The organism is Pseudoalteromonas sp. SR41-4 (assembly GCF_014163985.1).
In the GTDB taxonomy this organism is placed as follows: domain Bacteria; phylum Pseudomonadota; class Gammaproteobacteria; order Enterobacterales; family Alteromonadaceae; genus Pseudoalteromonas; species Pseudoalteromonas rhizosphaerae.
The window spans coordinates 21,447-33,308 of record NZ_JACJEI010000021.1; the positions used below are offsets into that span (position 1 = coordinate 21,447).

The following is an 11,862-nucleotide window of genomic DNA, read 5'->3' on the forward strand; positions in this document are numbered from 1 at the left end:
CTTATTGTAACGAATGAAAGGGTAAATAGGATCACTGATTTACAATGATTTGATCATGATCCTAAATGGAGTCGGTTTTTTAGCTTCTAGTTGCTGTAACTTTTCAATGGATTTAGCACTAAATATATGCCCCTTTGGTAGCAACATAATACCCGTGTGACTATGCAGTGCATGGCTAAGTACCATATTGATGGCTAGCTCTTTGGCCGTTATTATTTTCATCGAGCCTACTTTTGCTTGCTGCTTAATGCATTTAACTCGGCAAGCCTCCAAAGCTTGCACTAATTTAGGATGGTAAAAGTTACCGCTGTACATTTTTACTGTTTCGAGTGCATGTTGGTGCTTTTCTTCATCTTTTAAATTACTTTGTTCAAATGCATCCCAATAGTCACGTGCAAGCGCGAGTATCATTGCACTAAGAGGAATATCATTACCTTTTAATCCTTTAGGTAGGCCATTACCGTTATAGCGTTCGTACTGGTGATAAATGGCGTCAGACACTTCATGCAGATGAGTCGCAGGCATTAACATCAATTGTGCTGTACTTGGATGCGTATAATAACTTTTGCGTTGCTGTTCATTAAGCGCATGCACGGGTTTTTCATAAAGTGCGGGATCCATTGCTAACAGCCCTATTTGAGCTAAGTAACCAGCCATTGCCGCCATTTCTATATTTTTTGGCGGTAGCTGCAACTGTTTTGCTATTTGTGTACAGGTATTGGCAATGTTCTGCGCTTTAGTGCCATCTAAATATGGATTGGCATTAATGAAATTATAGAGCAGCTCGAAGGTTGCGCGGTGTTCATTTTTTTCATTTGTATTGGCAACTTTTAGCTGTTGTAAGACCTGTTTAATCTGTTTAGTTCGTTTCTCAACTAACTCTTCAAGTGAGTCATTTAAATCTTTTAATTGCGAGTTTTGTTTTTCTACATGGGCTTGAAGAATTATATTTTGTTTCTTTAAACGGTATTTCTCTACTGCTGACTTTATTATGCTTATTAGTTGATCATTCTGCCATGGTTTGTTGATATATGCATGAATACCGCCTTCATTTACTGCTTTCACAGTAGATTCCAAGTCAGAAAAACCAGTAAGTAGTATGCGTTGCGTGTCTGGGGCTGTCTCTCTTGCTTTAGCTAAAAACTGAGCACCATTCATTTTTGGCATGCGCATGTCGCTTATGATGACATCAAACTCTGTCTCTGCCATTTTCTTTAATGCTTCTTCACCCTCGCTACAAACTGTTGAGGTGAAATTATATTGCCTTAACAGTCTAGTAAGTGATTTTAGTACTCCTGGTTCGTCGTCTAAGCATAAGATATTTGCAGGCTTATTTGTCAACTCCGCGATTTCTTGTATTTCATGCATATTTATTGTCTATTCAAATACTTTGTCATTTTTAATCTAGTATATGTTTAAAGTATAAACAATTTTTAATTATTAAATGTTTTCAGCGTTGTGAGTGATTTTATAGAAAGTAAACATATCTTTTCAAATTTTAGTAACGTAAAACTTTCGCGAGCGCAGACAAAAGTGAGTTGTTTTTTTTGCAGAAAGTATAAAACCCATCTAGTATGAGACAGATAAGACATTAATGTTAATACAAGAGAGATTGTAATGGCGATACCGATAACAATTGCAGATGATTCAGCGCTGTCACGCAAAACTATTCGAAGGGTCTTGCCAGAAGATTGGGATGTAGAGATACATGAAGCTAAAAATGGAATCGAGGCTTTAGAGGCTGTGAATAATGGTCTGGCTGAGGTGTTATTTCTAGATTTACAAATGCCGCAAATGAATGGGTATGAGGTTTTAAAGGAACTGCATGATGAGCATAAAAAAACAATCGTAATTGTAATTAGTGCTGATATTCAACCAGAGGCGCAGGCATTAGTTAATTCTTTGGGAGCGTTTAGGTTTTTGAAAAAGCCAATATCTGCCGAGGAGCTTAGTAATACATTACAAGAGGTTGGGTTGTTATGATTACTATTAGCGAAGAGGAGCGAGATGCCTTACAAGAAATAATGAATATATCTATGGGGCAAGCTGCAGATGCACTTGCTCGGCTGATCCAAACAAAGGTTGCGTTGTCGGTGCCAGCCATTGAGGCGTTGTCGCCTGCGGCATTTCAAGAAGTTCTCGATAATTTTAAAAGTAGCTGGTTTGCAAGGCAATCTTTTGTCGGAACAATTCGAGGTGAAGTGATTACTGGCATACAAAAAGATGGATGTTCAGCACTGGCTGATATAATGGATTTTGACTTACCATTAGATCAAGCGGCTACTGAGGAACTTGTATTGGAGGTTACAAATATAATCTCGGCTGCCTGTTTGCAGGGTTTTACTAGTCAACTTGAGTTATCTACTCAGTTAAATATGCCTGCCTTTTATTATCCAGATAAAGCAACACAAAATATTGAATGGTCCTCTGTGTTAATTATTGAAGTTGATTTTAAGATTGAGCATATGAAATTTGATGCTCGCGTGTTAATTGGACTCAGTGAAGGGTCTATAGAACAAGCACTCATTCCTATCCGTGCTCTCTTGGAGGAGTAATGGAAAAAGCGGAGTTTGAGCGAGTAATAAGGCAAATCCCCATAGGAGCTTGCATTATTGATGTAAACTGTGTGATTACCTTTGCTAATCCTGCATTTTCTGGCGGTTTAACTGCAAGAAATGACCACCTTATAGGTGAGAACCTGCTCACTGTGTTCTCTGAGCAAGCGCGTTTTTTAAGGCGAAAAATAGACAGTGTATTTGTACTCAAAAACTCTAGCTTCAGTTACTGGCAACAACGGCCACATGTATTTCCGATGAGAAGCACTCGACCTATTACCGGTGATGAGTCTCAAATGTATCAAAATGTTCAATTTATGCCGATTATTGCTTGTGATGGAGAAGTGAGCCATGTGTGTATTGTTGTAACAGATGTAACAGCAGAGGCTAGTTATTTTATGCAGCAAACTGATTTGAAAAATGAGTTGGAGTCTGAGCATCAGCAGCTAAAAAAACTACATCAAGAGCTTAAAATTGCACAAAGGCAAATGTTGCAATCCGAAAAAATGGCTTCTATTGGTCAGCTTGCTGCGGGGGTTGCACATGAAATTAATAATCCTATTGGTTTTGTGCGCTCAAATTTAGAAACGCTAAAAGATTACTCGCAAAAATTAATGAAGACCAATGAAACGCAAAAGAAAATCATTTTAAAGCAAGCTGAGCCTAGGTTTATTGCGTTACTTGAAGATGTTTATGAAAAAAACGGTATTGCGTTCATTAATGAAGATCTCCCAGAACTGCTTAACGAGTCTTTAGATGGCACAGAGCGAGTTCGAAAAATAGTAAGTGGATTACGTGACTTTGCAATACAAGATGATGAAAATTGGGCTGAGGTTAATTTATGTGCAGAGATTGATTCTGCCTTGGTGGTACTTGAAAACGAAATAAAATATAAAGCCAAAACATCCGTCTCACTACCTGATGAAGCTATAACTTTTTGGGCAAAACCCAGTGCAATTAGACAGTTGTTGTTTAATATTATTGTAAATGCGTTGTATGCAATGCAGCCAATGGGTTTATTGAGTATTAGTTGTGCCTATAATGAAAGTAAAGATGTGCTACTTACAATAACCGATACAGGATCTGGTATTAGCCCTGAAGATTTAGTGCGTATTTTTGATCCCTTTTTTACTACGAAAGATATAGGCCAAGGTACTGGGCTTGGACTCTCTGAAGTATACGCAACGGTTCAGGAACATCACGGTCAGGTTAATGTGAGTAGTGAATTAGGCAAAGGCAGTTGCTTTGAATTTACGTTTAAAAAGCAAAAATAAACTTTAGAGTGAAACACAAGTACTTCCTTTCAAAGGTAATACTGAGCTGGCTAAAGCTAATGTTTTTAAATGATGGAGGCGGGTAATGAAAGGCATAATTTTTAATGTGTTAGAAGACATGGTTGTAGAGCAACTAGGTATGGAGGTATGGAATGAGCTATTACAATCACATACACCTGAGGGGCGCGTTTACGTGTCGGCAAAAAATTATGACGCTGGTGAGTTATTTGCAATGGCTAATGGTGTTGCGCTGAGACTCAATATGCCATTGCAAGATGTAGTGAAGGCATTTGGTCAATTTTTATTTAAAGGACTCGCTGATAGACACCTTGATGTAGTCGAGCGCTTTACTGATTTTACGTCATTGGTTATGGGGATCCATGATGTTATTCATCTTGAAGTAAATAAGTTATATCAAGACCCATCACTGCCGACTATATCATGTCGTATTAGCCGCCCTGGTCACATCGAAATGAATTACAATTCGCCGCGTAAACTTTGCTTATGTGCAGAAGGTTTATTATTCGGTGCTGCTGAATACTTCGATCAAGCTATTAATATTACGCACGCTGTGTGTATGCACAAAGGCGCCCAGCAGTGTATTTTGCATATTGAGGTTGCTGATGAGTGAATCTAGCGATGCTTATTATGTTGCTTATCTACGCGAAAAAAAAGCAAGAAGGGAGGTCGAGCAGTTGCTTGAAGATAGCTCGCGGCAGCTATACGAAAAGAATAAGTTACTTGAGCAGCAAATAACGCAAATAAAATCACAACAGCAGTCAATGTTACAACAAGAAAAGTTGGCCACATTAGGATCGTTAGCGGCAGGCGTCGCTCATGAAGTTAATAATCCACTGGCATTTGTAATGAGTAATGTTGATACACTTTATTTGTATAGTAGAAATATGATTGATGCATTAAATCGCTCCAGTATTTCGTTATCCGAAGATAAGGAGCAACTACTTGTCATTCAAGATGATTTACCTGAATTAGTTTCAGATATTAATGAGGGGTTAATTAGAATTAGAGATATAACAAAAAACCTGTTATTTTTTGCCCGTAATGATAGCCAGCATCAGGTTGAGGTTAAATTGCAAGATGCTATAGAATTAAACTTAAAATTGCTAAAGCCATTACTTAAAGATATTAATGTAGAACTTGATTTTACGTATAACTCGTCCGTTTTATTTACACCGAACGAATTAAATCAGTTATTAGTCAATATTCTTCTTAATGCTATTCAATCGTTTATTCCCGATAGTGAACGAACAGCTCAGATCAATGTGTCAGTGAGTGAGTTAAACAATAAGACTGTTTTAAAAGTAACTGATACTGGCTGCGGAATGAGTGATGATATAAAAAACAAAGTTTATGACCCATTTTATACAACTAAGCCTGTCGGTACTGGAACCGGAATGGGTATGTCAATGGTTTTACAAGTTGTACAAAAGCATAATTGTAAAATATATATTGAGTCAGCTATTGATGTGGGGTCTACTATATTAATTGAATTCCCACCATTAGATTAACTATCTATTATCTGGCAAAGGTTGAGTCATTATTTATGTCGATTATTATACAGTTGAAAAATCCGCTAAAGAATAAAGTTTAGTCATCATTTTTTTCCTTTAATGCTATTATGGTTAATTCTTCATCATTTAAATCTGAGTTTTTAGGAAGTGTAATACTAAAAACAGTGCCTTCTCCTGGTTTGCTTTGTACCGAAATTTTTCCATTATGCTGTTCTATAATAGCTCTTGAAATAGCCAGACCTAATCCAGTCCCTTTACCTATTGGTTTAGTTGTGAAAAAAGGATCAAAAATACTACTTAGCTTATCAGCTGGGATCCCACAACCATTATCACTAATTGTTATATAAGCATTGTAAGAGTCTTGTGTTGTGGTTACAGCTATCATTCCTACAGAATTACTTAGCGACTGCGCAGCATTGATAAAAATATTCAGAAATACTTGGTAAAGCTGGGTTGTACGACCTATGAGCTTTATTTCATCTGCGCAATAGTATCTTTCAATTGTTGCATTGTATTTTATTTGATTCCAAGCAACTCGTAGAGTGTTTTCTAACAAACTAGTGAGGTTGATATCATCTATTTTTGTTTGATTTGGATGAGCAAACAGTTTTAGGCTCTGAACTATTTCTTTGACTCTATTCGCACCTTCTTTCATTTCACTTAAAATATCACTGGTATCTTGTGTTAATTCATCAAATTGATAGTGTTCTAGCCGTTCGTTGATAGCGCGTGTACTTTGAAATTGCGGTTTTACTAAATCTTTAATCAAATTAGTGTGCTGCTGTATATTATGGGCTAAGTTCTGAATGTTACTGATAACGTAGCTTAATGGGTTGTTTATTTCATGAGCAACGCCTGCGGCCATTTGTCCTAATGAAGCCATTTTTTCTGAGTTGATTAACGTTTGCTCTATGTTTTGCTGCCTTTGCTGTAGACTTTTTTGTTCAAATTGTGAAATTGTATTACCAGTGAAGCTAATAAATTGCTGAAGTAAACTCACGTCTTTTTGATTAAAAGCACCTTGTTTCTCAGAAAAAACAAATAATTGATATTGTTTTTTATTTGTTGTTACTGGCGCAGTTAATAGTGAGTGTTGTTGTTGCCAAAAAAGGTCATCTATTTGCCACTTAGTGAGTTTACGTAACTCAAATATATTTTTTATGTTGGGCTGTATCGACAAAATAGCGATTAATTCAGGTAATACTTTCTCTGCATTTTCCTTTGATGCTTTTAGCATAGAGTAGGATTCAGTATTAGGATTATATTTGACTAATATTGCTGCTGAAAAAGATATTGTTCGTTGTAATATAGAGAAAAAATCTTTAAATAACTCATCAGTATTTGAGCTTGCTAATATTGCTTCTAGGCCATTTAATATTAGCGTATTAAAAGCCCCTGCTTGCTCTAGAGCTTTATTTTTCATTTCCAGTTGATGAATCCTTTCTAATAGCTGTTCATTATTTTTCATAGTATTTACCAAATATAATTAAGTTACTTTCTATTTTTATAAATATCGAAGTAGCTTACGTCGCGAAAATGAAATTCTGTTGTTAAAGGAATGTGTGCAAGTTGTAATTCTTGCATTATGTACTTATTTAATCGTCTATAAGCACCAAAAAAAATAAGAACAGCTCCTATTATTATGTCAGCGCTAGATACCACTAAACGAATAATCGCAGATACTTTTTGTGTTAATTGATGTTCGCACTCTTTATTTTTTTATTCTGGATGCACTTAGTTTCAATCGAAAACATTTTCAACCTTTTTTAATATTCATAAATACTGTTGGTGTCCTTGTTGAGCTTAATATCTCGTCATGTTTCTGTCCAATACGTTGCCGATGAAATATTCAGCCAGCGGCATTTAGTTAGATGTTTAAGTTACCTTAATATTCAAGTTGCAAAGTGCGCCTGTTGTTGTATTTTGGTGTACCAATTTTAATGTCAGGCTCTACTTGTATAGCATTAATAGCCCTTCTGTCTCATTTGTCGCAATAGTAATAAAGCTGTGCTACGATTTAAATTGATTGATACTAAGTTGTTGTGTGATGTTAAAAACGTTAAAGCCAAGTGAGATAGCCCGCTACTGCGATGTACACCAAAGAACCGTTAGTCGCTGGATTGCATCCGGTGAATTAGTTGGTCATAAATTACCTGGACGGGGCAATTATCGTGTTCAAGTTTCTGATTTTATAAACTTCCTTAAGAAGCAGAACATGCCAATATCGGATAGCTTATCTTTGCAGAAACAAGTACTAATTATTGATGACGAGGTCAATGTTCGTTCAAGTATCAAGCGAACCTTAAAAAAACAAAATTTTAGTACTATTGAAGCTGCCAGTGGCTTTGAAGCAGGGCTTTTATTGCAACAAAAGAACCCTGATCTGATAACGGTTGATTTACGTATGCCTGGTATAAGTGGGTTAGAAGTTATTCGTATGATTCGTGCGCAGGAAAGGTTTTCAGATGTTAAAATTCTTGTTATATCAGGGGTACACGAAGAAGAGTTAAAGAATACGATTGTAGTTGGTGCGCATGGTTATCTTTGCAAGCCGTTTACTAGCGATGAATTAATAAATATTGTTAATAAATTAGTTAATAAGTAGCCGTTGATGCAGAGGTAGCAAATAATGATAAACACTATTCTTCTGGTTGATGATGAATTGAATGTTTTACGATCGCTTAAGCGACTGTTTGTTCGATCGGGTTTTGATGTTGCAACAGCATCAAGTGCAGCAGATGCTCTTGAATATTTGAGTACTAATCGTGTAGCAGTCATAGTTACCGACTTCAGAATGCCGGTTATGGATGGCGCTGAGTTTTTACTTGAAGTGAAACAAAAATGGCCTACTACCGTTAACTTGGTACTTAGTGGCTATGCAGACTTTAAATCAGTCGTTGAATTACTCAATCAAGGTGTAGCCTTCCGTTTTTTGGAAAAGCCGTGGAGTGATGATGATTTATTAACAAATATTCATCAAGCACTGGTTGAATTTTCAAAATATCATTTTCAAAAAACACGAGACCAGATACTTTTGGGTAGTGTTTCTCCCTTGATTGAAGTTACTGATAAAGGAGTAATCGGTCGCTATAATGGTTATGCAAAAAAAGTTATCCATAATATCGAACAACTTCAAGGCAGAAATGTCTCTGAGTTATCTGCGACGTTAAAAACAGATGTTATCGATGCTTTTTTTGCAGAGGAAAGTCCAACACTGTTTCTTAATTATTTCGATGTGTCTGCAACGGGTGAAGAAAAGGAAATAATAATAGAGCGATACCTATCGGATCAATTTGCTCATCTTCTCAAGCTTTCTTTTGGGGGAGCTTGTCCGAAAAATGAACTCAGGTTTAAAAAGTCAAGCCTGATGGCTGAACATGAATTTTGTGAGTTAGTCACTTCTTTTGAGCTAAATTCTCGACCTTGTACTGTCGTTTATTTAGGGGTCTTACAATTCTCATTATTGAATAATTTACTTAATCACCATGAAATTTACAGTCTGATACACGATATAGTTAATGCGATCGAAGGTGCGCTCACTGATGAAATAAAACTATGCCACTTTAATATGGACAGGTTTGTTTTATTGATCCCAAGAATTATGAATGACACGCAGCTATTAATTTATATGGAAAAAATAATAAAAAAATTCAATGAGTTACTTTGTTTAACTCGTGCTACAACAGATTTGAATTTATACGGTGTTTATGGTTTTGTGCCAGAAGATGGTATTTCCGGGAAAGAACTTATCAATCAAATGCGTCTCAATATGGGGCATCAGATAGTTAAACAACACCGCACTATAACTAGGTTTGACCCAGATTTAGTAGCTGATTATAAAAAAGAGTTTGAGCTGAGCAGAATGCTGCTTACTGCTATTTCTGAAGAACAATTAACACTACGTTTTCAGCCTAAAATTGATTTATCGTCTCAAAAAGTTGCTGGTGCTGAAGTCTTAGTCCGATGGTATGAGCCAAAAAAATATGGCTGGGTGTCACCTGCTCAGTTTATTCCAATAGCAGAATGTGATGGCCAGATCATTGAATTGGGGCGATGGGTGATTGAAAAAAGTTGCGAAGCACTTAGCCGTTGGATGAAAGAGGGGATTGAGTCTTGCCCTCTGGCAATTAATGTATCTGGTAGGCAGCTAAAAGAAGACAAAGGTTTTGTTGATTTTGTTCTTGAATGTGTAAAAAAACATCACTTACTCTCATCACAACTTCATTTTGAATTAACTGAAACATACCTAGTTGAGGATATTGCTGGGTGTCAACAGCAACTCTCAGAATTAAGATCTCATGGTTTTGAGATTTTAATTGATGATTTTGGTGTTGGCTATTCGTCACTTGCTTACTTATCTAAACTGGCGGTTGATGCACTTAAGTTAGACAAAGTACTAATTACAGATCTCGATTCATCAATTGGTATGCAGAGCCTAGTGCGTAATATTATTCGTATGGCCCATGAGCTAAAACTTAAAGTGATCGCTGAAGGTGTAGAAACGCCCTTTCAGTGTTCTAAATTAAAGACATTAGGTTGTGATTATGTGCAAGGTTTTTACTTTTCAGTACCACTTGAAGAAGATGATTTCTGCGCATTTATACAATCAACTAACAAGATAATTACTATATGACATCAGTGACCGTGGTATTGTTAGATGATGATGCGCTGTTACTGAAAGCTTTACAGCGGACAATTATTCGCACATTTCCTAACACAATAGTACTTGTTGCCAATGAATTAGATGAGTTTTGGCAATTATTACAAGACAACCCCGATGTGGATTTAGTAATTAGTGATTACTTGATGCCTCATATGAATGGTTTGGATGTGCTTGAATTATGTGTTGCTAGGTATCCGTATCCGGTAAGAGCATTACTAACTGGGGATATGACAAACACAACAATAATGCGTCAACCTAATTTAGTGCATGCGTATTTAAGTAAGCCTTTTAGCGGTGCAGACATTAGTAATTTATTAAATAATGTTGCCGAGCTAAAGAGTTTACCATTTGAAAAACATGTTCGTCGTCAGTTAGGGGCGATGATGAGTTTTCCTGTTTGTCCTATATTTCTCCAAAAGTTACAAATAGTATTGAGTAGCGATGATTATAACTTACATCAAATAACCACCATAGTCTCTCAAGAGCCTGTTATTACAGCTAAATTACTTCAAATTGCTAATTCAGCTTATCTTGGTTTTCAGCGACAAACATCTTCTATAGATGAAGCCGTATCTAGGATTGGCTCCACTATGTTATTAGCGATTGTTACTTCTTTAGCAATGTCGCAAGCAGTAGGTAATGTATTACCTACTCGTGTGCACGAAAGACAGCTTGAAATAGCGTCTAATTACGCAGGCTGTGTAAAAACATTTGCTGAGCATGCTGGGTTTAATCGAAAAAACCAAGAATTACTTTTTTCTGTCGCAATACTTAGCTTTGTCGGTAAGGTTATTTTGCTTTGCGGGGATCAAAGTCTAGCGCAAAGCTATGATGAAGGTATCAACACGGATGATTTAGCTCATTATCAAAGTGTCTCTGCTTATGTAATGAAATTGTGGGGTTATGATAGTCGAATATGTACTTTATTGATGAGCTGTAATGACTTAAATGGCATAAAAGAAGCCAAGCTTAACGAAATAAATCAGCTACTTTACATAGTCAGGAAAATTTTATTTAGTGCATGCTCAGTAGATAATTTACAAGTTTTATTAACTGATAAAAATGTTGATATTAATTTGACGCAAGCATTAGCTAGTTTTGATTGGAAAACATACCTGATTTCTTACTAGGGAGTGTTGATCTTTCATGATTCAAATTAGCTCTATCTAGGGGCGCTTCAATCGCGGCATTAGCATGATAACTTAGTAGACTAAATAAAAACTAAGTAAAGCTAGCGCATTCTGTTATCGGCTTTTCTCTAAATCCATGTAAGTAATGAAAAACCAATTTGTTCTAGGCAGAAATTTTGAGCTGCGCGTTTTTTAATTTTTTATCAATTATTTAGTGATACAACCACATTGCACAGGCACTGTATCAGCAAAAAATATACTGCTGTAAACTTAACCTCGAAAGATTTATACCAATAGTGTTAAGTTACTGACCATTTAGCTCGCTAGAATGGTTAAATATTTAAGTCGATTGGTATTACACGCTACAGATATTTTAACCTTTCGATTTTATTACTTAGCATCATTTATTGTGGTTATTAATAAGGCTTAATAAGTGATGGGATTTTTATAGTGATCTCAGGTTATTTGAAAAGGAAGTGCTCGATAATTTTTTGTAAAAAGCCAGTTAATAATTTAGCTGTGGGGTATAAGGTAAATAAAATGCTTGTATTTTGCTGCAACTCGACGCTTGTTGTGTTTGAAATTGTTTCGCCATAATTTATGTTAAGAAAAGGGTTGCTATGATCGCGACGAACTATGACTAGATTACATCTCTCCTATATTAGCAAACCAGTCTGCAATTAACAGCTACGGGCATACTATTAGTCT

At 36.2% G+C, this 11,862-nt stretch carries 10 protein-coding genes; 8 read left to right on the plus strand and 2 right to left on the minus strand.

Translation table 11 applies throughout. The features are described 5' to 3' along the window. Positions 1-39 precede the first annotated feature (39 nt). Positions 40-1,368 carry an HD domain-containing phosphohydrolase gene (locus tag H5180_RS15890; RefSeq protein ID WP_145239843.1) on the minus strand — a complete coding sequence of 443 codons (1,329 nt, stop codon included), beginning with the start codon at positions 1,366-1,368 and terminating at the stop codon, positions 40-42. Positions 1,369-1,617: 249 nt separating this feature from the next. Between H5180_RS15890 and H5180_RS15895 the strand changes: the two genes are divergently transcribed. The 5 genes from H5180_RS15895 (at position 1,618) to H5180_RS15915 (ending at position 5,358) form a co-directional block, all read left to right on the plus strand. After that, positions 1,618-1,983: a response regulator gene (locus H5180_RS15895; protein ID WP_145239841.1), complete on the plus strand. Its 366-nt coding sequence runs from the start codon at positions 1,618-1,620 to the stop codon at positions 1,981-1,983. Then, complete coding sequence (locus tag H5180_RS15900) at positions 1,980-2,555, plus strand: chemotaxis protein CheC (protein ID WP_145239839.1); 576 nt, start codon at positions 1,980-1,982, stop codon at positions 2,553-2,555. Before H5180_RS15895 ends, H5180_RS15900 begins: the two co-directional genes overlap by 4 nt. Continuing rightward, a complete protein-coding gene (locus tag H5180_RS15905; protein WP_182758593.1) occupies positions 2,555-3,829 on the plus strand; it encodes a sensor histidine kinase in 1,275 nt (424 codons plus the stop codon). The genes H5180_RS15900 and H5180_RS15905 overlap by 1 nt, the downstream gene beginning before the upstream one ends. A gap of 85 nt (positions 3,830-3,914) precedes the next feature. After that, positions 3,915-4,460 (plus strand): heme NO-binding domain-containing protein, encoded by a 546-nt coding sequence (locus tag H5180_RS15910; protein ID WP_145239835.1) that lies wholly within the window; start codon positions 3,915-3,917, stop codon positions 4,458-4,460. Continuing rightward, positions 4,453-5,358, plus strand: a complete 906-nt coding sequence (locus tag H5180_RS15915; RefSeq protein ID WP_182732127.1) for a sensor histidine kinase — start codon at positions 4,453-4,455, stop codon at positions 5,356-5,358. The genes H5180_RS15910 and H5180_RS15915 overlap by 8 nt, the downstream gene beginning before the upstream one ends. Before the next feature lie 79 nt (positions 5,359-5,437). On the opposite strand, the gene H5180_RS15920 is transcribed toward H5180_RS15915, so the two are convergent. After that, positions 5,438-6,829: an ATP-binding protein gene (locus H5180_RS15920; protein ID WP_145239827.1), complete on the minus strand. Its 1,392-nt coding sequence runs from the start codon at positions 6,827-6,829 to the stop codon at positions 5,438-5,440. Positions 6,830-7,408: 579 nt separating this feature from the next. On the opposite strand from H5180_RS15920, the gene H5180_RS15925 reads away from it, so the two are divergent. The 3 genes from H5180_RS15925 to H5180_RS15935 are packed head-to-tail and all read left to right on the plus strand — an operon-like array spanning position 7,409 to position 11,154. After that, positions 7,409-7,966: a response regulator gene (locus H5180_RS15925; RefSeq protein WP_182758594.1), complete on the plus strand. Its 558-nt coding sequence runs from the start codon at positions 7,409-7,411 to the stop codon at positions 7,964-7,966. Between the two features lie 24 nt (positions 7,967-7,990). Next, positions 7,991-9,994, plus strand: a complete 2,004-nt coding sequence (locus H5180_RS15930) for an EAL domain-containing protein (RefSeq protein ID WP_182732538.1) — start codon at positions 7,991-7,993, stop codon at positions 9,992-9,994. Further along, a complete protein-coding gene (locus tag H5180_RS15935) occupies positions 9,991-11,154 on the plus strand; it encodes an HDOD domain-containing protein (protein WP_182758595.1) in 1,164 nt (387 codons plus the stop codon). The genes H5180_RS15930 and H5180_RS15935 overlap by 4 nt, the downstream gene beginning before the upstream one ends. Positions 11,155-11,862: the final 708 nt, after the last annotated feature.

Bases quoted from the DNA above. Each gene is read 5' to 3' on its own strand.
- H5180_RS15890 (WP_145239843.1), bottom strand. From the start codon at position 1,368: ATGCATGAAATACAAGAAATCGCGGAGTTGACAAATAAGCCTGCAAAT.
- H5180_RS15895 (WP_145239841.1), top strand. From the start codon at position 1,618: ATGGCGATACCGATAACAATTGCAGATGATTCAGCGCTGTCACGCAAA.
- H5180_RS15900 (WP_145239839.1), top strand. From the start codon at position 1,980: ATGATTACTATTAGCGAAGAGGAGCGAGATGCCTTACAAGAAATAATG.
- H5180_RS15905 (WP_182758593.1), top strand. From the start codon at position 2,555: ATGGAAAAAGCGGAGTTTGAGCGAGTAATAAGGCAAATCCCCATAGGA.
- H5180_RS15910 (WP_145239835.1), top strand. From the start codon at position 3,915: ATGAAAGGCATAATTTTTAATGTGTTAGAAGACATGGTTGTAGAGCAA.
- H5180_RS15915 (WP_182732127.1), top strand. From the start codon at position 4,453: ATGAGTGAATCTAGCGATGCTTATTATGTTGCTTATCTACGCGAAAAA.
- H5180_RS15920 (WP_145239827.1), bottom strand. From the start codon at position 6,829: ATGAAAAATAATGAACAGCTATTAGAAAGGATTCATCAACTGGAAATG.
- H5180_RS15925 (WP_182758594.1), top strand. From the start codon at position 7,409: ATGTTAAAAACGTTAAAGCCAAGTGAGATAGCCCGCTACTGCGATGTA.
- H5180_RS15930 (WP_182732538.1), top strand. From the start codon at position 7,991: ATGATAAACACTATTCTTCTGGTTGATGATGAATTGAATGTTTTACGA.
- H5180_RS15935 (WP_182758595.1), top strand. From the start codon at position 9,991: ATGACATCAGTGACCGTGGTATTGTTAGATGATGATGCGCTGTTACTG.